Annotated in this window: 21 protein-coding genes, 1 tRNA gene and 1 pseudogene; 6 read left to right on the forward strand and 17 right to left on the reverse strand. The window is 51.9% G+C overall.

Annotated elements, in window-relative coordinates:
- Positions 1 to 19: 19 nt before the first annotated feature.
- Together KO508_RS00815 and KO508_RS00820 are read right to left on the reverse strand one after the other, a co-directional pair.
- Complete coding sequence (locus KO508_RS00815; RefSeq protein WP_216006460.1) at positions 20 to 2,344, reverse strand: Tex family protein; 2,325 nt, start codon at positions 2,342 to 2,344, stop codon at positions 20 to 22.
- A gap of 49 nt (positions 2,345 to 2,393) precedes the next feature.
- The gene (locus tag KO508_RS00820) at positions 2,394 to 4,130 is read right to left on the reverse strand and encodes a putative bifunctional diguanylate cyclase/phosphodiesterase (RefSeq protein WP_216006461.1); all 1,737 of its coding nucleotides are present in this window, start codon (positions 4,128 to 4,130) and stop codon (positions 2,394 to 2,396) included.
- A gap of 146 nt (positions 4,131 to 4,276) precedes the next feature.
- Between KO508_RS00820 and rep the strand changes: the two genes are divergently transcribed.
- Positions 4,277 to 6,295, forward strand: coding sequence for a DNA helicase Rep (gene rep / locus KO508_RS00825; RefSeq protein ID WP_216006462.1), 2,019 nt, complete (start codon positions 4,277 to 4,279; stop codon positions 6,293 to 6,295).
- A 63-nt stretch (positions 6,296 to 6,358) separates the two neighbouring features.
- Here rep and KO508_RS00830 read toward each other — a convergent pair whose 3' ends face one another.
- A complete protein-coding gene (locus KO508_RS00830; RefSeq protein ID WP_216006463.1) occupies positions 6,359 to 6,772 on the reverse strand; it encodes a c-type cytochrome in 414 nt (137 codons plus the stop codon).
- 198 nt (positions 6,773 to 6,970) lie between these two features.
- Here KO508_RS00830 and KO508_RS00835 point away from each other — a divergent pair, with 198 nt between their 5' ends.
- Both KO508_RS00835 and KO508_RS00840 read left to right on the forward strand, forming a co-directional pair.
- A complete protein-coding gene (locus KO508_RS00835) occupies positions 6,971 to 7,309 on the forward strand; it encodes a hypothetical protein (RefSeq protein WP_216006464.1) in 339 nt (112 codons plus the stop codon).
- Between the two features lie 13 nt (positions 7,310 to 7,322).
- Positions 7,323 to 8,447 (forward strand): phospholipase A, encoded by a 1,125-nt coding sequence (locus KO508_RS00840; protein ID WP_216006465.1) that lies wholly within the window; start codon positions 7,323 to 7,325, stop codon positions 8,445 to 8,447.
- Positions 8,448 to 8,645: 198 nt separating this feature from the next.
- Here KO508_RS00840 and KO508_RS00845 read toward each other — a convergent pair whose 3' ends face one another.
- From KO508_RS00845 to KO508_RS00900, 12 genes are all read right to left on the reverse strand, one after another.
- The gene (locus KO508_RS00845) at positions 8,646 to 9,998 is read right to left on the reverse strand and encodes a phosphomannomutase (protein WP_216006466.1); all 1,353 of its coding nucleotides are present in this window, start codon (positions 9,996 to 9,998) and stop codon (positions 8,646 to 8,648) included.
- 8 nt (positions 9,999 to 10,006) lie between these two features.
- Complete coding sequence (bfr, locus tag KO508_RS00850) at positions 10,007 to 10,483, reverse strand: bacterioferritin (protein ID WP_200362995.1); 477 nt, start codon at positions 10,481 to 10,483, stop codon at positions 10,007 to 10,009.
- A gap of 167 nt (positions 10,484 to 10,650) precedes the next feature.
- Positions 10,651 to 10,857, reverse strand: a complete 207-nt coding sequence (locus tag KO508_RS00855; RefSeq protein ID WP_216006467.1) for a bacterioferritin-associated ferredoxin — start codon at positions 10,855 to 10,857, stop codon at positions 10,651 to 10,653.
- A gap of 97 nt (positions 10,858 to 10,954) precedes the next feature.
- Positions 10,955 to 12,247 carry a Xaa-Pro dipeptidase gene (gene pepQ / locus KO508_RS00860; RefSeq protein ID WP_216006468.1) on the reverse strand — a complete coding sequence of 431 codons (1,293 nt, stop codon included), beginning with the start codon at positions 12,245 to 12,247 and terminating at the stop codon, positions 10,955 to 10,957.
- Positions 12,240 to 13,154, reverse strand: a complete 915-nt coding sequence (locus KO508_RS00865; protein ID WP_216006469.1) for a LysR family transcriptional regulator — start codon at positions 13,152 to 13,154, stop codon at positions 12,240 to 12,242. Before KO508_RS00865 ends, pepQ begins: the two co-directional genes overlap by 8 nt.
- Positions 13,155 to 13,267: 113 nt before the next feature.
- Entirely contained in the window at positions 13,268 to 14,278 is a 1,011-nt protein-coding gene (locus KO508_RS00870; RefSeq protein WP_216006470.1) for an ABC transporter ATP-binding protein, read from the reverse strand.
- A complete protein-coding gene (locus tag KO508_RS00875) occupies positions 14,275 to 15,285 on the reverse strand; it encodes an ABC transporter ATP-binding protein (protein WP_216006471.1) in 1,011 nt (336 codons plus the stop codon). The genes KO508_RS00870 and KO508_RS00875 overlap by 4 nt, the downstream gene beginning before the upstream one ends.
- A gap of 6 nt (positions 15,286 to 15,291) precedes the next feature.
- Positions 15,292 to 16,224 (reverse strand): ABC transporter permease, encoded by a 933-nt coding sequence (locus KO508_RS00880; protein WP_216006472.1) that lies wholly within the window; start codon positions 16,222 to 16,224, stop codon positions 15,292 to 15,294.
- On the reverse strand, positions 16,221 to 17,270 hold the full coding sequence (locus KO508_RS00885; protein ID WP_216006473.1) for an ABC transporter permease: 1,050 nt from the start codon (positions 17,268 to 17,270) through the stop codon (positions 16,221 to 16,223). The genes KO508_RS00880 and KO508_RS00885 overlap by 4 nt, the downstream gene beginning before the upstream one ends.
- Positions 17,271 to 17,362: 92 nt before the next feature.
- A complete protein-coding gene (locus KO508_RS00890) occupies positions 17,363 to 18,925 on the reverse strand; it encodes an ABC transporter substrate-binding protein (protein ID WP_216006474.1) in 1,563 nt (520 codons plus the stop codon).
- 169 nt (positions 18,926 to 19,094) lie between these two features.
- Complete coding sequence (locus KO508_RS00895) at positions 19,095 to 19,817, reverse strand: LrgB family protein (RefSeq protein WP_216006475.1); 723 nt, start codon at positions 19,815 to 19,817, stop codon at positions 19,095 to 19,097.
- The gene (locus KO508_RS00900) at positions 19,810 to 20,175 is read right to left on the reverse strand and encodes a CidA/LrgA family protein (protein WP_216006476.1); all 366 of its coding nucleotides are present in this window, start codon (positions 20,173 to 20,175) and stop codon (positions 19,810 to 19,812) included. The genes KO508_RS00895 and KO508_RS00900 overlap by 8 nt, the downstream gene beginning before the upstream one ends.
- A 75-nt stretch (positions 20,176 to 20,250) precedes the next feature.
- On the opposite strand from KO508_RS00900, the gene KO508_RS00905 reads away from it, so the two are divergent.
- Positions 20,251 to 20,790: a YaeQ family protein gene (locus KO508_RS00905; RefSeq protein WP_216006477.1), complete on the forward strand. Its 540-nt coding sequence runs from the start codon at positions 20,251 to 20,253 to the stop codon at positions 20,788 to 20,790.
- Positions 20,791 to 20,889: 99 nt separating this feature from the next.
- Positions 20,890 to 20,966 (forward strand) — tRNA-Arg (locus KO508_RS00910).
- 747 nt (positions 20,967 to 21,713) lie between these two features.
- Here the strand turns inward: KO508_RS00910 and KO508_RS00915 are convergent.
- A pseudogene (locus KO508_RS00915) lies at positions 21,714 to 21,986 on the reverse strand (transposase); the annotation flags it as partial.
- A 127-nt stretch (positions 21,987 to 22,113) separates the two neighbouring features.
- On the opposite strand from KO508_RS00915, the gene KO508_RS00920 reads away from it, so the two are divergent.
- Positions 22,114 to 23,211: an IS110 family transposase gene (locus KO508_RS00920; protein ID WP_216006478.1), complete on the forward strand. Its 1,098-nt coding sequence runs from the start codon at positions 22,114 to 22,116 to the stop codon at positions 23,209 to 23,211.
- Between the two features lie 41 nt (positions 23,212 to 23,252).
- On the opposite strand, the gene KO508_RS00925 is transcribed toward KO508_RS00920, so the two are convergent.
- On the reverse strand, positions 23,253 to 24,125 hold the full coding sequence (locus tag KO508_RS00925) for a LysR substrate-binding domain-containing protein (RefSeq protein ID WP_216006479.1): 873 nt from the start codon (positions 24,123 to 24,125) through the stop codon (positions 23,253 to 23,255).
- Between the last annotated feature and the right edge of the window lie 147 nt (positions 24,126 to 24,272).

The raw sequence follows: 24,272 nt of genomic DNA on the forward strand, positions 1-24,272 counted from the left end.
TGGAAATAGTTGAAACCGCTTAACGCTTGCCTTTGCTGGCCGACGCAAACGCCTGCGCCAAGGCACCGGCCATAGCGCCTTGATCCGCGCCTTTATTTTGGCCGCGGGGCGCTGATTTAGCAGTAGGACGAGGTGCCGAAGCGCCCCGTTTCGGTTCTGCTTTTTCACCGGGCTGATCATCCATCCGCATAGTCAGCGCAATCCGCTTACGGGGGATGTCCACTTCCATCACTTTCACCTTCACAATATCCCCGGCCTTAACGACCTCCCGGGGATCTTTTACAAAGGTGTGGGAAAGTGCCGATATATGCACCAGACCGTCCTGATGGACCCCAATATCCACAAACGCACCAAAATTTGTGACGTTGGTGACAGAGCCCTCCAAGATCATACCGGGTACCAGATCGCCCAGAGTTTCCACACCGTCTTCAAAACTAGCAAAGCGGAACTCGGGGCGTGGATCCCGGCCCGGTTTTTCAAGCTCGGAGAGAATGTCGCGAATTGTCGGCAAGCCGAATTGATCTGTTACATAATCTTGAGGATTCAGACCACGCAGAAACGCTGCATCTCCGATAATTCCTTCAACCTTACGGTTATTCTTTGCCGCAATGGCCTCAACAATACCGTAGGCCTCGGGATGCACAGATGAGCGGTCTAGCGCATTCTCTCCACTGGCAATGCGCAGAAAGCCTGCAGCTTGTTCAAACGTCCGGTTACCCAACCGAGCTACTTTCAACAACTGCTTGCGGTTAAGAAAGACGCCGTTCTGGTTACGGTACTCAATAATGTTTTGAGCGATGGTGTGATTGAGGCCTGACACCCTCGACAACAGAGGTGCGGACGCAGTGTTCAAATCAACACCGACACCGTTAACGCAATCTTCAACCACCGCATCAAGGCTGCGGGAAAGCTGAACCTGAGACACATCGTGCTGGTATTGGCCAACGCCGATGGATTTGGGCTCGATTTTCACCAGCTCGGCCAAGGGATCCTGCAACCGGCGGGCAATGGAGACGGCACCGCGAATGGTTACGTCCAGATCGGGTAATTCTTTGGAGGCAAACTCCGAGGCGGAATAAATCGAGGCACCGGACTCGCTTACAACAATTCTTGCCAACTTCAGTTCCGGATAGCGTTTACTGAGATCACCAACCAACTTTTCGGTCTCACGGGAGGCGGTTCCATTGCCAATAGCCACCAACTCAATGCGGTATTCGCGACACCAGGCAGCGAGTTTTTCAATAGAGCTGTCCCACTGGTTTTTGGGAGCATGGGGGAATATAGAACCATGCCCAACCACTTGGCCGGTGCCATCGATAACGGCGACTTTTACACCAGTACGCAGCCCGGGATCCAACCCGAGGGTTGGGCGAGGCCCGGCAGGGGCCAGTAGCAGTAAATCTTTCAAGTTGGCGGCAAACACGTTGATCGCTTCGGTTTCGGCAGCCTCGCGCACCTGCGCCATAAGGTCCGTTTCTATTTGCGTAGACAGCTTTACCCGCCAGGTCCAGCGCACCACTTCCGACAGCCATTTATCAGCAGCGCGTCCGTTATCTCGAATATTGTAGCGCGCAGCAATGCGTTGCTCGGCGGGATGCGGCTGGCGACGATCGTCGTCAGCGTCGCCCACTACAAGCGTGTAGGAGAGAACACCTTCATTGCGTCCACGTAGTATGGCCAGAGCCCGGTGCGAGGGCACCTTCTTCAGAGGCTCCACATGATCGAAATAATCCCGGAACTTGGCGCCTTCGTTCTCTTTACCTTCTATTACTGTGACTTTTAGCTGCCCTTGCTGCCAAATGAAATCACGCAGTTCACCCAGCAATTCAGCATCTTCCGCGAAACGCTCCATCAGGATATAACGGGCACCGTCGAGGGCGGCCTTGGTATCAGCAACGCCTGCGTCTGCGTTTATATAGCCTTTCGCGACCGCCTCTGGATCCTGAGTCGGGTCGTCATACAGGGCATCAGCAAGAGGTTCTAAGCCCGCCTCCCGCGCGATTTGAGCCTTGGTGCGACGTTTGGGCTTGTAAGGTAAGTACAGATCTTCTAGACGGTTTTTGGTGTCCGCATCTTGAATGTTATTGCGTAGTTCGTCAGTCAGCTTGCCCTGCTCCTCAATGCTCTTAAGGATGGTGCCACGGCGATCCTCCAGTTCCCGAAGGTAACGCAGGCGCTCTTCAAGGGTGCGCAGCTGACTGTCATCCAAAGACCCGGTTACCTCTTTACGGTAACGGGCAATAAACGGAACCGTGGAGCCTTCGTCCAGCAGGGCGACGGTGGCATTAACCTGTTGTTCGCGTACACCGAGTTCGTCCGCAATGCGCCTGAAGATACTGTTCATGCAACCTCTGTCTGATACGTTTCTAGTAAAGCAGCAAAGGTACAGCGGCTTACAGTTGCAGGCAAGCGGACTCGCCACGCTTGTTCAGGAATTGCAAAAGGTCGGCCCAAGGCATAGGGCGCGCATAAAAGTAACCCTGAATTTCATCGCAGTGTTGCTGTCGTAGAAACTCTAACTGGCTTTCAGTCTCAACGCCTTCAGCCACCACACTCATTTGAAGACTATGAGCCAGACTGATAATCGCACGAATAATGTGCTCTGCATCTGCAGATTGACCAAGTGCCTGAACGAACGATTTATCAATTTTAACCAGTGATATAGGCAAATGCTGGAGATTACTGAGTGAAGAAAAACCAGTGCCAAAATCATCCAACGCAAAGCTAATACCCAACTGGTTGAGCTCTCGCAGGCAGCGCTGAGCGTATTCCGGATCGTGCATCATGGCGCTTTCCGTTAGCTCCAACTCCAGCAAGCTGGTATCAACATTAGCGTTGAAGATGATACGGAATATGGTTTCGGTCATTTTGCGATCATGGAACTGACGAAACGAAAGGTTGACGGCAAACACCAGCCCGGGGAACCCAAGCTCAGCGGACTCTTTTAGCCGCTTGCAGGCCTGCTCTATGACCCAATAACCGATAGGAACGATCAAACCACTTCGCTCAGCAACCGGAATAAACTCATCTGGCCCCACAAGGCCTCGCTCTGGGTGATTCCATCGCAACAGACATTCGACGCCACGCACGTCGTTGCTGGCAAGATCAATTCTTGGCTGGTAATAGAGTTCCAACTCATTGCCGCGAAGGGCATTACGGAGGTCCGCTTCCAATCTGAGCTGATAGCCTGCTGAGATATGAAGTTGCCGATCGTAAAACCGGTAACTGGTGCCTGGGTCCCGCTTTGCCTCAAACATTGCCCGATTCGCACGGCGCATGAGATTTTCAGGGCCATTCCCAGCTTCAGGGTAGGTGGCAACACCTAAGCTGGCACTGACAACCACGCTTTGGCCGTCAATCGTTACCGGCTCGTCTAACGCATTAACAATCTTGCGTATGACTTGCGTAATATCCAAAGAGTCTTCTATTTTTTCAACAATTATGGCGAGCTCGTCACCACCTATTCGCATTAGGGAATCCACGCGGCGTAGCCCCTGACGCACCTGAGCAGCCACTTTTATCATCAGTTGGTCACTTTTTTGGTAGCCAAAAGACTCGTTGATACTGCGAAAATCATCAATATTGAGATGCAAAAGCGCCAGCCGATGGTTGCCACGCTTAGCTCGGTGCAAGGCCTGCTGCAACCTATCAAAGAATAGGTCCCGGTTAATAAAGCCGCTTGCGACGCCACGGCCTAACTGACTGTGGGCGGAATTTGCCAACTGCTCGCGATACCAAAGGCACTTTACTGCCCGACGAAAGTTCCAGTGATTAAGTTCCTGACGACTCAAGTAATCCGCTGCGCCACCGTTTAACAAATCACTCGCTCGTTCCTCTGGCGTTTCGGCACTTAGTGCCAAAATCGGGCGATCGCCAGTGGCAACGGCCAAATACTGCAAGAACGCGGTTTCTGAGCCACCATGAACCACACAGTTCCACACCACAATGTCGAATTTCGCATTGTGGATAAGATCGTCACAATCCAAAAGATCTGGACACCAGGTTGCGTCCGCAGTGATCTCCGTATCCTTCGCCAGCAACGCATTGACCCAGAGAAAATCAGTGTATTCTGGCGTCAGGACCAAAAGGCGAAGCTGGTCGTGTTCGAGGGTTTCCTGTGGCAAGATCATTGAGCAAAGTCCATGGGTGCGTGAGCAACAAACCTCTTCTGTTAAAAGGATAGCTGATAGATCGGCAAGGTACAGTAAGTCTGGCTGGTGTAGACTATTGTCTTAGCGAGAGAACCTCCGTATCAAACCATTCTGGCAGTGTATTCGTGAACAAACTCAATCCGCGACAAAATGAAGCTGTCCGCTACACGGACGGCCCCCTGCTTGTGCTGGCCGGTGCAGGCAGTGGAAAGACCAGTGTAATCACCCGAAAAATCGCCTACCTCATTGAACATCTTGGCATTCCGGGGCGCCACATTGCTGCAGTTACCTTCACCAACAAAGCCGCCAGAGAGATGAAAGAGCGGGTGGGAAAGATTGTGGATCGCAAGTTAACCCGGGGTTTGATCGTTTCCACCTTCCACAACCTTGGGCTGAACATAATTCGCGAAGAACACATTCATCTAGGTTATCACCCCGGCTTCTCCATTTTTGATGCGGAAGACGCCAAAGCTCTTCTAAGAGACCTGATGATGCGGGAGGCCAGTGCCGACGCGGGCGATGAACTGAACGATGTACAGATGACCATCTCGTCGTGGAAAAATGCCATGCGGGGGCCTGCGGAAGCATACAGCAAAGCTGCCGACGAACGGGAGCAACGCATTGCCATCGTTTACAAACACTACAGCGAATACCTTAAGGCCTACAATGCCGTCGATTTTGACGACCTTATTCTGCTACCAGTGCAACTGTTCCGGAATAATCCCGAGGCGTTGGCAAAGTGGCGCAGAAAAATCCGCTACATGCTTGTGGACGAGTATCAAGATACCAACATTTGCCAGTACGAGTTGGTGCGAATGCTGGTTGCGGAGCGCGCGGCGTTTACCGTGGTTGGCGATGACGACCAGTCGATTTATGCCTGGCGCGGGGCACGGCCGGAAAATCTAGCCCAACTGAAAGACGACTTCCCAAGCCTGAAGATTGTAAAACTTGAGCAGAATTATCGCTCCACATCACGCATTCTTAGGGCCGCTAACACCGTTATCGCCAACAACCCTCATGTGTTCGAAAAATCTCTGTGGAGTGACCACACCATTGGCGACGAAATCCGTATTGTGCGTTGCCGTAACGAAGACGCCGAAACCGAAAGAGTAGCCACGGAAATTCTCGACCAAAAGCTGAAGAAGGGGCTAGCATTCAGGGATTTCGCTGTGCTTTACCGGGGCAACCATCAGGCTCGCTTGCTGGAAATGAAGTTGCAGGCTTACCAGATTCCCTATCGCATTTCGGGTGGCCAGTCTTTTTTCTCGAAGAACGAAATTAAAGATGCCATGTCCTATCTGCGCCTTCTGATTAACCCGGATGATGATGCCGCGTTCCTGCGTGTGGTGAACGTGCCCCGGCGGGAAATTGGCCCGCGTACCCTGGAGCAGCTAAGCCATTATGCCCGAGCGCGCAACGTTAGCCTGTTCAAATCGCTGAGTGATATGGGGGCAGAGTCCCACGTAACCGAAAAGGGGCTAGATCGGCTGCGGCGCTTTGCCCACTGGGTGGACTCCACCTGTGAGCGCCTGCACAGCGAGAACCCTGTGCCCGTTATAAAGCAACTGTTCACCGACATTGAGTACGAGGAATGGTTGCATCAGAACTCCGGCACACCGAAGCAGGCCCAGCGGCGCATGGAGAATATCTGGTATTTGGTGGACTCCATTCAGCGCATGCTGGACGACGGCAAAGGTACTGCGGATGAGCTGGGCATAGAAGATGCGATTACCAAGTTGATTCTGCGCGACATGATGGAGCAGCGGGAAGAAGAGGATGACAGTGACAAGGTACAGCTGCTGACGCTACACGCATCCAAGGGTCTGGAGTTCCCTCATGTATTTATTCTTGGGCTTGAAGAGGAAATTTTGCCCCACCGATCCAGCATTGAAGAAGGTAACATTGAGGAAGAACGGCGATTGATGTATGTGGGAATTACCCGCGCAAAAGAAACCCTAACCCTAACCTTTGCCGCCCAACGCAGGCAGTATGGAGAAAAAATCGAAACCATCCCCAGCCGATTCCTCGATGAGTTGCCGCAAGACGATGTACGCTGGGAAGGCACGGGGGATTTGGACGTTGAGGCCAACCAGAAAAAAGGCAAGGCGACATTGAGTGCCCTACTTGGCGATTTGGGACTATAAAACGCAAAAAACCCCGCACTATATATAACGTGTGCGGGGTTTCTGGAAATAAGAGCTTTAGCTTTACTTACTCTCAGCCACGATATGCTCCACTGCGGCTTGTATTTCCTCATCCGGGCAACTTGCACAGCCACCTTTCGCGGGCATAGCATTGAAACCGTTGAGAGCGTGATTGATCAGCGTTTCCATGCCTTGGTCAATACGCGGAGCCCAGTCACTCGCATTGCCAATAACAGGTGCACCCGCTGCGCCGGTGGTGTGGCACGCCATGCATACGGCATCGTACACTTCGCTACCTGAACGGGGCCCAGAGCTGGCAGTTTCAGTGGCAGCAGCGGCTTCACCGCATTCCTCACCCTGCAGGCAAACTTCGCCAACCGGCTGAATTCGCGCACGGATTTCGTCGTCAACACTTGCCATGACGGCACCAGCAGTAATACCGAAACCGAGCAATACAACAGCCAGGACTCTCTTCATCTTCACAATGCACCTCGCATTTGAGCGTTATAATCTTTGGTTGCCGCATTATAGCGACTGAATCCCGGCAAAAAAACCGAATAGCAAAATCATAAATTGATTTCCACCATTTTTATTGCCATTTGGTATGTGTGGAGACTCTTTCACCACATCCGGTTACCATGTTGGAGCATACCCCAGAACCTCAGGATTCAACCCATGAATAACTTGGAGAAACCCTCCCCACATCCCTTGCGTATGGCGCTCCTGATTACAGAGTTTAGCTCGCTGGCTGTGCTACTGGCGGCTATGGGTTGGTTCTCAAGCCAAACGGACACCGGCCATACGATTCACCCTGCATGGCTGCTGATACCCGCCTTTGCAAGCCTTGGGGTTTTTATCAGTTTTATTGGCCTTATGTACTTACGCTGGGTTGTGGCGGCAAGTGCAGCCAACCAACTTCGGCATAAATTAGTTTTTTCACTGCTGGCACTTACCCTCATCAGCGTTTGGGTTTACGGCATTGCCAGTACGTGGCTTAGCCTTAATGCGGCATAGAGAGATCCAAAGAATGCAAAAACCTCCTTACCTGTGGCTCTCAACGACAGCTGCACTTGTTTTGTTGTGGCCAGCACTAACTCTCGCCAAGGAAGGTGGATCATCCGATGACATTCAGGCGTCCTCCTCGGAAGACTGCGCGCTGATACACGAAGGTGTGCAACGGCTTGCCTGCTATGACTCATTCAACAACCCGAAAATAGCAAGGGAAAACGCTACTGAGCAGAAAGTTGAGGAGACTGAGCGAGCCGCTGAAACCTTGGCCCCTTCGAGTGAGAGCCAAAATCGTGCCACCAAAGCGTCCGACGGGGGTGATCCTGATGCGGACGTGATGACGAACATGGTAGAGCGCAGTGTAAAGGCGGAAAGAGCGCTGTTTTCTTTTTCGGGTAGTTTTATCAGCCATCGACCGTCATATATCCTGCCGGTAACTTGGATGGATGACACGAACCAAACGCCGACTAGCCCTAGGCTGGGCACGACCGGTTACGACTATGATCTGGAGAATGAGGAGGCCAAGTACCAGATTAGTTTTAAGGTGCCTTTGCTGACAGGCTGGCTGGAGGACGACACTACTTTGTGGTTCGGTTATACCCAGCGTTCGTTTTGGCAGGTTTACAATCAGGATGATTCCGCACCTTTCCGTGAGACGAATTATGAGCCCGAGATTTTCCTGCGCCATTTGGCCAACTTGGATCTAGGCTTTGTGACGCTCAGTGGTATGTCGGTTGGTATCAATCATCAGTCGAACGGACAGTCAGAGCCTCGTTCAAGGAGTTGGAACCGAATTATGGCGGGCGCTGCTTTTACTCGAGGGCGCTGGCTGTTCAGTGTGCAGCCCTGGTATCGGATTCCTGAGGACAAGGAAAACGATAACAAAGATATTCAGCGTTACCTTGGATACGCCAATTACAATGTTGTTTATAAGCTTGCGGAAGATCGGACGTTTTCACTTAGGCTGATGAATAATCTGCACTCGGATAACCGTACGTCATTGGAATTTGGTTATAGTTTTCCTTTAGGGGATACGATTAAGGGGTTTTTCCAGTACTCCAATGGGTATGGGGAGAGTTTGATTGATTACAATCATCGGATTGAGCGATTCGGGATTGGGATTATGTTGAACGACTGGCTCTGAGCTTCACGCTTAGCCGCAGGTTTCGTGCAAGACCGGAGTGCCGGAGAAGTGTCCGAAAACACGCTGTGAATACGTCCGTGTACGCTTGGCTACGCCATCCATGGCTTCGCACAGTTTCCGGACACTTCTCCGGCACTCCAGCCCCAAACTATATTGCAAGAGCACTGTTTTCGGTTCTAACTAGCTCCGCTGAGGCAACTAACCATTCAACTGCTCCATTTCCGCAAGAAGTTCTTCCGTTTTCTCTTTCATCAGCGGTATGTCAGCACGGGATTCCACGTTCAAACGAACCACAGGTTCAGTGTTGGACATGCGTAGGTTGAAGCGCCAGTTGTCGAACTCGATGCTCAAGCCATCGACGTAGCTGACGCTTTTCGCACCGTGCGAGTACTTTTCTTCGATCGCGGCGATGACTTTCGCCGGGTCGTTGATGGTGCGGTTGATTTCACCGCTAGCCGGGTAGGCTTCGATTCGAGCATCTATAAGGGATGAGAAGGGCTTACCGGATTGGCATAGGCGTTCTGCAAGCAGCAACCACGGAATCATCCCGCTGTCGCAGTAAGCGAAGTCGCGGAAGTAGTGGTGAGCGCTCATTTCGCCACCGTAGACAGCGTCTTCGTCGCGCATGCGTTGTTTGATGAAAGCATGGCCAGTCTTGCTTTCAATGGCTTCGCCACCGGCTGCTTTTACCAGATCTTGGGTGTTCCAGATTAGCCTGGGGTCGTGGATAACGTTGCCCGGGCCGGTTTTACGTAGGAATTGGTCCGCCAGCAAGCCGACGATGTAATAGCCCTCAATAAAGCGGCCGTTTTCGTCAAAGAAGAAACAGCGGTCGTAATCGCCGTCCCAGGCGATGCCCATGGCGGCGCCGTGTTCGATGACGGCGTTGGCTGTAGCTTCCCGATTTTCTTCGAGAATGGGATTGGGCACGCCGTTTGGGAAGTTTCCGTCGGGCTGATGATGCACTTTGATGAATTCGAAAGGCAAGTGCTTTTCGAGTTGGTCGATGACCAAGCCAGCGCCGCCATTGCCAGCGTTAACAACGATTTTAATCGGCGCCAGTGCGCTCGCGTCGATGTACCCCAACAAGTGGTCTATGTAGGCACTGGTGACTTCCAGTGCCTCGTATCTGCCCTGCACCGGCGCGTCCGAAAAGGGCTCGCGTACCCTATCCCGAATATCATTCAAACCGTTGTCAGAGCTGATGGGGCGGGATTCCGGCCCTACCATTTTCATGCCGTTGTGGTTTTTGGGGTTGTGGCTGGCGGTAACCATGATGCCACCGTCCATTCCATAGTGGCTGGTGGCAAAGTACACGTATTCTGTGCCACACAAGCCAATATCGAACACGTCTGCGCCCGCTGCCATTAGCCCGGAGCTTAGGGCTTCGGTGATTTCTTGGCTTGAGAGGCGAATGTCGTAGCCGACGATGACTTTTTTTGCGCCCGTGATTTCCACATAGGCGCGCCCTATGCGCTCGGCCAGAGCAGGGTTTAGCTGCTCTGGCACGCTACCGCGCAAATCATAGGCTTTGAAACAGGACAAATCCATTGTCTGGCTCACTCCGAGGCAGCTGACTGAAGCTGAATATAGTTTTGTATGCCCATCTGGTTAATCATCTCAAGCTGGGTTTCCAGCCAGTCGATGTGTTCTTCTTCGCTATCGAGAATGCTGCGGAACAGTTCACGACTAGTGAAGTCCTGAACTTCTTCGCAATACAGAATCGCTTCTTTCAGGTCCACGTGAGCGATGTGCTCGATTTTGAGGTCACAGGCAATCATTTCCTCAACGTTCTCGCCAATCATCAGCTTGTTCAGGTCTTGCAAGTTGGGCAGGCCTTCCAGAAACAGAATGCGTTCGATCAACTGATCCGCATGTTTCATTTCGTCGATGGATTCTTCGTATTCCTTGGCCGCGAGCTTGGTGATACCCCAGTCTTTGTACATGCGCGAATGCAAGAAATACTGGTTGATAGCGGTCAGTTCGTTGGCAAGAACTTTATTCAAGAATTGTATGACTTTTTTGTCGCCTTTCATTGCAGCACTCCTTGAGCTCAGCCAGCTAACTCACCCTTCTCTAACAAAGGCCTATCTGGCTGATTGGGTCGGGTTCGGTGAGCTTTCAAAGCTCTCTCATCACCTAACAAGGATAGCGCGTTAAGGCGCATTACAAAATTGCGGAACGGAAATAAACGTTAATTGCGTCAGGCAGGGGTGGCCAGCATGTTTGCAAGCGCCAAATAGTCCGGCGAGCGGCTTTCGCGCAGTATGCCCCGCGCCATGGAGGCGCAACGCCCGCATTGGGTACCTACGCCAAGCTCTTTACCAAGCTGGCGCATGGATGACACACCATTTTCTGAAGCTTCACGGATGTCTCGGTCTGTGACTCCGTGGCAAAGGCATACATACATAACGCAACTCCACCAACGACAACAATGTTAGTGATAATTATTGTCATTAGTATCACGGATTGCAAGCCCCCTATGTTAATTTGTGCAACGGGTTGTTTTAGGCTTCGGCCTCCCTCGTCAGATTTCGGTAGCCGGAGTCCGTCACCATCAGGTTATCTTCTATGCGAATTCCACCACAGCCTTGCAACTCGTCAAGCAATGACTGGTTGATGTGGCGCCCAAGAGGGCTAGATAACAGCGGCTCAAGTAACGAGGGAATGAAGTACAAACCCGGCTCTATGGTCACCACCATCCCCGGCTCCAGAGTTCGTGTCAGGCGCAGGAAAGGTGCATCGGCGGGAGGCGCTACAGGTTTGCCGGCAACATCGTGCACTTGTACACCAAGAAAGTGGCCAATCCCGTGGGGAAAGACAGCACGGGTAACGCCCTCAGCAACCATATCTTCATCGCTCAGGTCGCTAACCAGCCCCGCCGCACCCAGTAACGCAGCAATGCCCAGATGGGTTTTACGGTGTATATCCACATAATCAACGCCGGGAGCCACCATTTTGCAGAGCCGAAATTGTAACTGTTCAAGCCCTTGCACGAGTGCGGCAAACCGCCCCTCCCCAACACCCGCTGTAGTACGAGTAATGTCTGAGCAATAAGCCCGGTATCGCACGCCAGCGTCTATGAGCAAGCTACGGGATTTAGCGGGAGCTGCTGTGTCGTAATATTGATAATGCAACGTGCCAGCGTGCTCATTGACTCCGATAATGCTGTTGTATGGCGCATCAACCTCACGCTGTTGCGTTGCCCGCTGGTACGCCAGATTGATCTCGAACTCGCTGCCGCCCGCCAAAAACGCATCCCGCGCCGCGCGATGGCCTGCCATTGCCAGCTTGTTGGCGTGTGCCAAACAAGCAATTTCGTATGCCGTTTTGTGCACTCGGGTTTCGTTGACTGCCGCACAAAGGGCACCCGGATTTTCATCGCCCGATAGGCCTGCCAGCAAAGACGGTTCACCGAGAATGGCTAGCTGGCTCAGGCCATCCAGTTCGGGTGCCGAGCGGCTTTCGCTGAAACGAAGCTCAAATTCGTCGAGCCACGGTTCTTGGGCTAATTCGAGACTTGCATGCCAAAAGTCGACCAGCTGATAAAGCGAGAGCAAAGGCTTTCGGCCTTTGCGGATCAGCAACCAAGCATGCTCATACCCGGCCAACCCGGTCCAGTGCAGGAACGGGCCATAACCTTGAAAGTGCCACGACTGATCGTCGTCATAACGCATCGGAGCCGCGCCTGAACTGATCAGTAAACCGTCGTAACCATGGTCTTCCAGAACCTTCTCATAGCGGCTCTGAAGAATACCCACATGATCAATCTGGAGAGTTAAAAGCTCAGTGTCAGGCATGTTGGTTTTCCAGTGTTGTCCAGAGGGTTAGAAGATCGTCTGTACGCGGCTCTCGCAAGCGGATCAGGCGGATGTCCAGCGGCACATCCCAGCGTTCGTCGCCAGCCCTTGTAAGCCTGCCAAAATGCTCGCTCTTTTCCGTCATCCGGCTGGGCAACCAGCCCATGCCAAAACCCTGCTTCACCAGTGCCTTGATGCTTGTCGATTGGGTGTTCTCGTTCAACGGCAAGAGGTTTACAGACTCGTTGCTGCGCGACAGATGCGCCTCAATAGCAGACTGCAAAAAGCCCCGCGAGTGATAGGCAATCAGCGGTACGGTTTGGCCCGCGACTCCCGGCAAAGGAAACCTAGGTTCACCACTTTCGGCAGCAACACTCACCGGCACAAGCCATTCGCGGGCGATAACGATGGATTCGTAGTCGCCACGGCCCAGCCGCTCAGCCCATGGTAAATCTTGATGCCAGTAACACAGCACCAAATCACACTCACCACCATCGAGGGCATCTAGAAACTGCTCTCCCACCCAACTAGTCGCCTTGAGGTTGAGTTGAAGGCGGTCTGCAACACCTACTTCGCTAGCCCAGCCTTGATAAAAATGTGAGAAAAGCCCTTGGGTAGATCCCACGCTAATACGTGCAGATACTTCCGCCTCCATATCCGCGATCTGGCTGCGCACATCGCGAACATCCCGGGTTACTCGTTGGCACAATTCAAAAAAACGTTCGCCAGCGGGCGTCAAAGACAAAGGTAGGGTCTGCCGATTAATCAAAGTGGCGCCCATGGATTCTTCAAGCAGTTTGATGCGGCGACTGAATGTGGGCTGACTGACATGTTGCAGCTCAGCAGCACGAGAAAAATGGCGCGCGCGGGCCAGTGCCATGAAGTCTTCCAGCCAACGTATTTCCATGGATTCCCCAGCGAATAACGGTAAAGAGGACAGATAAAGGGTGATGGTCTTTCATAGGCTACTCACTGCAAGCATCATAGCCTATCGCATTCACACTCTTAAAACCTGCACTCTTATAGCCGCCCCTCTTCCACAGCATGGCAAGCCACCTGCGAGCCACCATCCGTGACAATCAGCCGGGGTATTTCTTGGCGGCAACGCTCGTTGGCGTACGGACAACGACCGTGAAACACGCACCCTGACGGAAGATTTACCGGTGTGGGCACTTCGCCCTGCAGCCTTATGTAGTTAGGCCTGTCGTCCTCTAGCCTAGGGATAGCCGAGAGCAACGCCTGAGTATAGGGATGGCGAGGCTCAGAAAACAGGGTTTTGGTTTCTGCCAACTCACACACCCGTCCCAAATACATCACAGCAACCCGGGTGCCAAAATGTTCCACAACAGCAAGGTCGTGAGTAATGAACAGGTAGGTCAGATTTCGGGTTTCCTGAGCTTCCATCAGCAAGTTCAGCACCTGAGCCTGAATGGAGACATCCAGTGCCGAGATGGGCTCATCCGCTACAATAAACTCTGGGTCTACCGCCAAAGCTCGGGCAATCGCGATACGCTGGCGCTGACCACCGGAGAACTCATGGCCAAAGCGGCTGCCCCAATCCGGGTCTATTCCCACAGATTGCATCACTTCCTGAACTTTTTCGCGCACCTCGCTGCGGGCCAACTCCGGTCGATGGAAATGAATCGGCTCCTCCAGCGTTTGCTGGATCGTCATCCGGGGGTTCAGAGAGGCGTAAGGGTTCTGGAAGATCATTTGCATTTTACGACGGTAAGGCAGTACGTCCCCACCTTTCAGATTATCAATGCGCTGACCACCGTAATGCACCTCGCCTGCGCTCGGCGATAGCAAGCCCATAACTGTACGGGCCACCGTGGACTTGCCACAGCCGGATTCGCCCACCACACACAGGGCCTCGCCCTTTTGCACCTGCAAATCCACGCCGTTGATGGCATGCACAGCTTCCTGCTTACGCTGAAAGCGACCACCTTTGAACGTAATTTGCTCCAGAAAACTACCAGAGAGATCAAAACGCTTCTCTAGACCACGAATATCTACCAATGGGGAGGTCATGACCCGGCCTCCTGCATGCGTTTCTCCTGCTCAATCAAGTTGCTAACCTCGTAACACGCCACATCCACGTTTCCGGAGCGGACATACTCAGGCATGACTTGCCGACACTGGTCTGTGGCGAAATCGCAGCGCGGGTTGAACGGGCAGCCGGAGGGTACATTTTTTAGGGACGGCATGGAGCCGGGTATTTGGAACAATCGCGCGCCAGGCTCGCCCATCTGTGGCAAAGCGTTGATCAGGCCTTGGGTGTAGGGGTGTTGGGCATCGTTGATGATCTCCCGTGTGGGCCCTTGTTCAATAATCCGACCGGAATACATAACCAACATGCGCTGGGTCACTTGCGAGACAACACCCAAATCGTGCGTGATCAGGATCAATGCAACGTTTTCCTGCTCACACAGATCCAGCAGCAGCGCCATTATCTCCGCCTGAATGGTCACGTCCAGCGCGGTTGTAGGCTCGTCTGCCACAATAATTTCCGGGTCAAGCAACAAAGCAATAGCAATAATCACCCGCTGGCGCATACCGCCCGACAACTCGTGAGGGTATTGATCAAGGCGTTTTTCCGGCGAGGGGATTTGCACTTTGCGCAATTTGCTCAGAGCAATTTCTCGGGCCGCTTTGGTGCTGACCCGGCGATGCGCTTTGATCGCTTCAACCATCTGCGTGCCAATACTGAGCACCGGGTTGAGCGTCATCATGGGGTCCTGAAAAATCATGGCAATACGGTTGCCGCGAATTTTACGCAGTTCCCGCTCGCTCATGGCCGCCAAATCCTTGCCTTCAAACAAAATCTGCCCACCGGCAATATATCCTGGGCGTGCAATCAGGTTGAGAATCGAGAAGGCCGCCACGGATTTGCCTGCACCGGACTCTCCCACCAGCCCTAACCGCTCGCCTTTATCTAGACTAAAACTAATGCCGCGCAAGGCTGTAAGATCGCCGCCGCGAACGGCAAACCGGACATCCAGATTTTTCACTTCCAGCAGTGGTGTGTTGCTTTTCATGGTGGTTTAGCCCTTGTACAGCCGTGGGTTCATAACATCCCGTAACCAGTCACCTAATAAATTGATGACTAGCACGAGCACGACCAGCACTAGGCCGGGAATCAGCGTAATCCACCAGGAGCCGCTTTGGATGTAGTCAAAACCGGATTTGATTAAAGAACCCAGCGACGGCTGGGTTTCCGGCATACCTAACCCAAGGAACGACAAAGCCGCTTCAGAAATAATCGCATTGGCGATCTGTACGGTGGCAATAACAAAAATAGGAGACAAGGTATTAGGCAGAATATGTCGGAACATAATGCGGTTGGTACGAAAGCCCATCACCTTGGCGGCATCCACGTACTCTTTCTTCTTCTCCGCCAGCACAGACGCCCGAACAGTTCGGGCAATTTGTGGCCATTCAGCCACACCGATAATGAAAATCAGCATATAAATGGCGATTTCACCAAACATTAGGTTGCCAAAGCTGGCCTTGAACACCGCGCCCACAATGATCGCCACCATCAACGTGGAGAAGGAGAGCTGAACGTCGGCAATGCGCATCAAGATTGAGTCTACCCGGCCACCCAAGTAGCCCGCCAATAGGCCGAAGAGTATGCCGAGAGCTGCCTGCAGCACCACTGCCCCAAAACCGATCAATAGGGATACGCGAGTACCGTAAAGAATGGTGGAGAGCATGTCCCTCCCCTGAGCATCTGTACCCAGAGGGAAAGCCGAATCCGCTCCCGGCATTCCTACCGGCGGCAATTCTGAGTTCATGATGTCAATTTGCGCCAAATCGTATGGATCCGTTGGGGCAAACAGAGGCGCAAAAACGGCTGCTAAAACCATCAAAAGCAGCACGATGGAGCTAGCAATCGCCACCTTGTCGCGCTTGAAGCTGTACCAGAGGAAGGACTCGCGAAAGCGATTCCAGCGTGAAAGGGTCGCTGTTGTCATGCTTTCTTACCTGTCAGTTTCACCGTGGGATTCACTAGCCCGTAAACCAGATCCACCAGCGTATTGGTGATCACAAAAATCAGCCCCACCACCATCAAGTAGGCAACGATCAAAGGAATATCACTGCGGGTGATGGCTTCCAGAAACATCAGCCCGACTCCGGGCCATTGAAAAACGGTTTCTGTAAGAATGGTGTAGGCCACCATAACGCCCACCTGCACACCGCCTACGGTAATAACCGGCAACATGGTGTTTTTGAGGGCGTGGAGAAAGTTGATTCGCACAGAGCTGAGGCCTTTGGCGCGAGCATAACGAATGTAGTCGCTTTGCAGCACTTCCATCATTTCTGCGCGGATTAAGCGAATAAACAACGGCAGCATAATGGATGCTAGCGATACGCATGGCAGCACCAGATGCATGATCCCATCCGTGGAAAAAAAGCCTGAGTACCAAGTACCAAACAGGTGGGTAAGCTCATCACCACGCCCGTATGACGGCAACCCACCTTCGGTTGTTAAAGCACCGTTTAACCACCGGCCCCAACCAGTGTCTTCGGGGAACCACTCAATGGTTATCCCGATAGAATAGATCTGGATAAGAACAATGGCCGTGAGGAATACCGGGATGGAAATACCCACAGTGCTCACGCCCATAAAAAACTTGGCCAACCATGCCTGTGGCTTTATGGCGGCATATACACCAATAGGAACAGACAAGAACATAATGATTAAACTGGCCCCGATCACCAGCTCCAACGTGGCTGGTAGGTGCTCGGCAATAACCTCAAGAGTCGGCTTGCCGTAAAAATAGGAGTTACCCAAATCGCCTTGGAGTGCATTGCCAGCGAAGCGCAGATACTGGACCACCATAGAGTCATTTAGCCCCAGCTCCTCACGCAAAGCCTCCCGCTCCTCCATAGAGACAGACATGCCCACCATTTCCTGAAGCGGGTCACCAAGGCCGTCTTGAATAGCAAAGGCGATCACACTGATCACAAACATGACCAGCACTGCCTGGGATATGCGCTGAACCAAAAACGCTAACATGCAGGATTTACCACTGATGAGTATTTAAAAGCCTCTCTCCCTGTTACCCCGTAAAGGGCGGGAGAGAGGTTGGAGAGAGGGAGAGCCCCTCGTTACTCTATGACCAGATCACCCAAGAAGGGGAAGTTCATAACGTTCAGAATCGGCTCGATCTTTACGTTCTTCTTGCTGGCCCAAGCCAAATCCTGCCAGTGCAGCGGAACGAAGGCGGCATCGTCGTACAAACGCTTCTCTACCTCTTGCAGCATAGCAGTGCGTTTTTCTATATCGGTTTCTACATTGGCTTTGGCAACCAGCGCATCGATTTCCGGGTTACAGTAGTTACCGGCATTGTATTGGCCTGCGCCGCTACCAGCTTCTGGACAGAAGGTTAGGAACTCAAAAAAGTTAGCAGAGTCTTCGGTGTCTGCGTGCCAGCCAATCAGCATCATATCGCCGGAACGATTATCATACTCGGGCCAGTACTGAGCTTTCGGCAGGGTTTTAAGGTCTACCTTAATGTTGATGCGTGCCAGCATGGCAGCGGCAGCTTGTGCGATTTTGTCGTCGTTAACATAGCGATTGTTCGGCGCCATCATGGTGATGGTAAAACCATCCTCATAACCCGCTTCTTTCATCAGCTGTTGAGCTTTTTTTACATCATAGCGGGGCTTTAGGGACTCGTTGTGGCCCTGATAGCCCGTTGGCGACATTTGGGCAGCAGGTGTGGCAAAGCCTTTCATAATCTTGGCCGCAATACCTTCCTGATTGATGGCGTAAGCGACAGCCTGACGAACCTTAGGATTTTTGAAAGCCTCCACTCGCTCCTGATTCATGTGAAACAGGATAATACGAGTACCACTCATGGTGACCAGCTCCGAGTTCTTATCGCGTTTGATGCGGTCGAGATCCGTAGGTGGAACCGGGGCAATAAAGTCCACACCGCCAGAGAGCAGTGCTGATACCCGCGTGTTGTTCTCCTTGATCGGAGTTAGCACAATCTTCTTAACGTTGCCGGGGGATTCTTCATCCCAGTAATCTGAAAAACGCTCAAACTCCATGCGCACGCCCTGCTGGCGAGACTTGACCACGAAGGGGCCGGTACCAGACAGGTTATCGGAGGCAAACGAGTTGCCGTGTTTCACAATCGCGCTCTTCTTTTTGCCATCGGCTGTCTCGCCGGAATAGAACTGACTGTCGAGGGGAAAGATGTAAGTGGCGGTATTGAGGAGCAGCGGGAAAGGCTCACTAGTGACCAGTTCAAAGGTGTAATCATCAATAACGTTAATGCCACTGAACGGCTGGAAGATGGCTTTGAAGTCCTGACTTTCTTTTAGCCGGTCGTAAGTAAACTTCACATCCTTGGTGGTGAACTCATTACCAGAATGGAATTTTACACCTTCACGGAGTTTGAAACGCATGGTTTTGTCATCAACACGCTCCCAGCTTTCCGCTAGGCGGCCTTCGAAACCAAGGTCTTTCGTCCAACGCACAAGCGGATCAAAAGACATATGAGACAACTGCAGAATGCCTCCCGAGAGCTGCTCGTGAATATCGAGGGTGACCGGGTCGGCGTCGTACGCCATTTTAAGCTCTTTCGTCGCTTCAGCAGACAGAGCAACAGGTGCCGTGGCAAGCGCCATGGTACCAACTAAAGCTGCAAGTAGTTTTTTCATTGCGTTTCCCGTCGTTGTTTTAAGAATATTACGGCACTTTATTTGGGGCATACCGACACTCAGGCGCCCCGAACGTCTTCCATAGAAACTAGTCCCGGAAACTACGTACCGCAATCGAAATTACAACTTACGGTTATTCGTGAGCTGAATAGCGGCTTGCGCCCGCCTCTTAAAGACGAAATACCAGAGGCAAGATAAGTGCTGTAAAAACACCCGTCAGCCCCATACCCAAAGAGGCAAAGGCGCCTGCAGTATGGCTAATCTCGAAGGCTCTGGCCGTACCTATGGCATGGCCATTGAGGCCCAGAGCAAACCCAACAATGCGCTCATCATCAATCTTGAGCCATTGCGCTAACAGGTCAACAAATAGGGCCGCAACAACACCCGTAATCAACAGCCCACCCATCATTAAAGGCACAGACCCACCCAACTGCTCTGTAATACCGATAGCAATGGGGGCGGTCACAGATTTAGGCGCAAGGGATGCCAGCACCTCCGGCGTGGCCCCCATCGCCCAAGCGATCACAACCGCATAAACAGCAGCCATGGTTGCCGCCAGCGGCAGCGTAACCACAATCGGCTTCCACATGGCCCGAATGTGGTGAATTTGCTGATACAGAGGAATCCCCAAAGCTACGGTGGCAGGACCAAGCAACACAGTAATCCAAAGCGCCCCTTCCTGATAACGAACATAGTCCAACGACAAAACCGCGATGACTGCCGCTAGCATAACGGCAGAGAGCACCACCGGCGGCATCCATAAGGGCTTGCCTAGGCGCGCAAACAGCCAGTTACCGGCAAAAAATGCACTCAGCGTCAGCCCGATTGCGAATATTGGGCTAGCTGACAGAACATCAGGAATAGCCATAAAACGACCCGCTAGTTCAGTCATTTGCTCGGCTCCGCGCAGACAAGCGTACCATCTGCTTCATCAACAACAAGGTCGTTAAAACACTAAGAAAGGTGCCCAGCAACAAGGCTGCTGAAACCGCCAGCCATTGCCCCGAAAACTGCGAAGCCATAAAGAACACCCCAACGACACCGGGCATGATCAGCAACACTAGAACGGAAATGAGCGCTTGGCTGGCCGACGCCAGCGCATCGCTCACTTTCCCCCGCAGCATTAGCGTTAATGTCATCAGAATCATGCCCAGCACCCCACCGCTAACTGGTATCAAAAACACCAGCCTCAGGGCTTCGCCAATCAGAAAAAAAAGAACCAATATCAGAAAACCGCGCAACATCGACATATCGCCCTGCTCACCCTCTGAAGAATTGCTTTACACTAGCGCATACCAATACCTTGATACCAATGCAGGACGGCCATGGCGCTCAAAGCAACCATCTTAAAAGCCACGCTCAATATTGCCGACATGGACAGGCACTATTATGCAGATCATCAGCTCACCATAGCTCAACACCCGTCAGAGAATGACGAGCGCATGATGATTCGCCTACTGGCGTTCGCCCTAAATGCACATGAAGATCTGGAGTTCACCAAGGGCCTAAGCACAGACGACGAGCCGGAGCTTTGGAAAAAAAGCCTAAGTGACGAGATTGAACTGTGGATTGAACTGGGCCTGCCCGACGAAAACCGCCTGCGCAAAGCCTGCAACCGCGCGCGTCAGGTTATTCTGTACGCTTATGGTTCACGTGCTGTGCCCATATGGCTGGAGAAAAATCAGAGCAAACTGAGCCGCTTCGGTAACCTGCGAATTGTTGAATTGCCGAGTGAATCCACAGAAACCCTTGCCAAACTGGCTGAGCGCAACATGAGTTTTCAGGTGACTATTCAGGATGGTGAAGTGTCTTTCAGCAATGAGGGCGCACTGGCAAGTATTACCCCGGCCCCGCTATTTCCGTGACGAAAGGCTGCCCCGACCAGCGCGCCGGGGCTGGACAGCGTAGGCTTGCACACGTAAGATTGCGCACTCGAAATTGACGCTCAGTCGTCTCATTCGAATGCGCCCGTAGCTCAGCTGGATAGAGTACCGCCCTCCGAAGGCGGTGGTCACAGGTTCGAATCCTGTCGGGCGCGCCATATTTTTCAAGGTCTTACGTGAAAGCGTAGGGCCTTTTTTATTTGGCTGTGCCCAAGCGGGGCCTTGGCTGTGTCCAAAATGTTAAACAGCTATTTGCTTTCTCTGGAATTATGATCCCTGCCCTGAAACGGGACATCAGCCCTTTGGGCACAAGAAGTGCTGACTCAGCGAGTTATATAGCCTTTCCCCAACAATTAAAATAACACAAGTTATTCGGATGGTTAGCAAGCACCCCGTCCAACCAATACCAACAGTAATGCAATGACACTTCTTGTCGCTGGAGGCGGTACTTTTTCCTGGCGCTTTGGAGATCATCGTGGAGCTCGGGAATGTCGCCTATCGGGAGAATGGTATTTTCGAAACGGAACGGGAGTATATTTGCCCTCCTTCTGCGAGACGTCTAAAGGTCGCATGCACAGAACTTACGGTGAGGGCGTTTTTGCACAAAAATCTATCATCAGCTCTCACAAGTTGTACATAAAAGTGCCTGAGATGCTATAGAAGCAGTTTTGCCACTACCTCTCAGTCGTCAGAACGTCTAAAAAATACTCCCAAACTTACTCCTCTCCGGAATGGTTCAGGCCTTTCAGGATATCGGCCGAGGTTCCTTCTTCTAATCCATCCCAGACCGACTTAAAAGGCTAATCATAGCGTTTCACCGAGCCTTTCAAGCGCTCCAATGGCCCAAGTTCTTTGGGAAGTGGAATGGTAATCCCCCTATTATAAGAGGGCATCAAAAGTAGAGTTCAGGCCACCATGGCCAATTTCTGTTGTGGGGTAATGCCTCCGAGAGCCATGTTGGGCCGTTCATTATTGTAGGTCCATAGCCACTGTGTTGCATATTCCTGAACCTCTTCAACTGAGTGGAACAGGTATTGGGCCAGCCAGTCATAACGCACGGTGCGGTTGTAACGCTCGATGTACGCATTCTGCTGTGGGTTGCCGGGCTGGATAAAGACCAGTGTAATATCGTGCCTCTTAGCCCACGCGGCCAAGGTAGCACTGATGTATTCTGGGCCATAGCACCTGCGGAAGAAGCCCCTTTGACTTCGAGTCGCAGTTACAAATAACTAGCCTAGAAGACTGGAAATCCATGTCATTTCTCGGTTCATTTAGCTACCACCAAGCAGCAAATGAGGTCCGACAATGACTGATCAAAATAAGACACACAGTGATACCGTGATTGTGGCTTTGGACATCGCTAAAAAATCCCATGACGCTGTCGTTTTGATGCCCAGCGGAAAGCGGTTTTACACCAAAGTCGCCAACTCGCACGAAGGATATCAGCAATTACTCGCTCGGACCGGTGTTGGTCCTGACCAAGTCAAAGTCGGCTTCGAACCAACAGCGGATTATCATCGCAACATTGCGTATTGGCTAGCGGAGGCAGGTTGTCAGTGTTTTTTAGTCTCGTCACTGGTAAGCAATCGAGCGCGGGAAATGCATTACCAGACTTGGGACAAAAATGACCGTAAAGATGCACGAGTCATTTTGTATCTGATGGAACAGAACATCATGGAGCCATTTCATGACCCGCTCAGGTCAGGTGTGGTGGATGTTCAAGAGTTGTCAAACACCTACCATCAAATCTCCATGGCTCGAACCCGTATTATGAATAGCCTGTTTAATCACTATGTCAGCCTGTACTTCCCAGATATAGAACGATTTTTCAACTCAACTCGATCAGAGTGGTTTTGCAGGTTTATGCTGAAATATCCAACACCGGCATCAGTCACTCGTTACAAGCTAGAAACGTTCATCAAACGTGCCTGGGAGGTTGTAGGTCGGAAGGTCTCCAAAACGCGTCTGCTGACCGGGCTGTATGATGCTGCCTCCAACAGCATAGGCATCCCAGTGGATGCCAATAGCGTCGCAGTAGAAACGTTTAAGCTGCAAGTACAACGCTTTTACGATCTTACCCTACAGCGAACCGAGCTTGAAGGTAAAGCTGATCAGTTTTTGAGCGAACGAGAGGACTACCACCACCTGCGAAGCATTCCCGGCATCGGGCCTATCGTGGCGATGATTATACTCGCAGAGAGTGGTGATTTACGCCGGTTTAAGCATTACCGCCAACAGCCTCATGCGCCCAGCGGTGGCATTTCACCAATGGCAACTGAGGTAAACCTTCAAATATTGTCCGGGATTAGTTGGCCACTACGTGCCAACCCGCTATCTTACTCGAAACCCATGCCCCTACAAAGAAAAAACCCACACTCGCCGACGAGCGAGCACAAGCTTTGAAACCATTTGGCGCTTTGCGCGCAATCAAAAGACGGGAAAACTCAACTTGAATTTCGTAGCATATGAACGAGACCTTCTATCACTGAAGTCGTTTTGTTTTTCTGTTGCACAACATAAACCGATGATTTCGGCACATCCCCTGTTAACGCCACCAAATCTAACAAGACCGTAGTCGTATGGCACAAGGAGCGCGGAATTAACCCTACACCTAGCCCAGCTGAAATCAGACTAATGATCGCTGGTATTTCGTTAACCCACTGAACGACCTTAGGCGTAAAACCAGACTGAACACAACAATCGTATATGTGTTGCGAATAAGCCGAAGAATCCAAGCGCAACATGACGAACTTTTCGTTCTTTAGGTCGTTTAAATAAACGCTATCCCGTCCACCCATGGGATGCCCACTTGGAAATGCGGCAAACAAAATATCGTGCCACAGGAATGTGCTTTTAAGATCGTCGTCGTTTACCGGTGTCCTTGAAAGGCTGAGGTCAATGCGACCACTCCTGAGTTCATCAATTTGAGTTGAAGGCTGGAGTTGGTGCATTGACAGCGATACGTTTGGATTTTTTTTCATGTAGTTCGCGAATATCGAGGTCAAGGGTGATTGCAAATGTGAGCCGGATAAACCAATGTCTACCTGCCCAGCCTCTATCCCGGAGTTACGAGCTCGCTCAAGTGCAGTTTGAGCGAGGCTCAAAATGGCGCGTGCATCGGTCAGAAACTCCTTACCTGCCGATGTCAACTCCACCTTTTTATTATTCCGGATAAATAGAGGAACACCGACGTTTTCCTCCAGCGCACGAATCTGCCGACTTAACGGAGGCTGTGAGATACAAAGACGTTGAGCCGCACGAGTAAAATTAAGCTCATCCGCAAGCATTACAAAATAACGTAGGTGCCTTAGCTCCACAGATTTCCCCTAAAGTATAGTTCAAACCATTGCGTATTAGATTTTAAGTTTCCAGACCATCTTTAGAGACCACGCCTAGCGTCGCGACACCCCTAATGAACCACTTCCCCCTAGGTCCAGTCACAAGGCAACACGCAGCCATCCATA

Source organism: Marinobacter salexigens, from assembly GCF_018860765.1.
In the GTDB taxonomy this organism is placed as follows: Bacteria; Pseudomonadota; Gammaproteobacteria; order Pseudomonadales; family Oleiphilaceae; genus Marinobacter; species Marinobacter salexigens_A.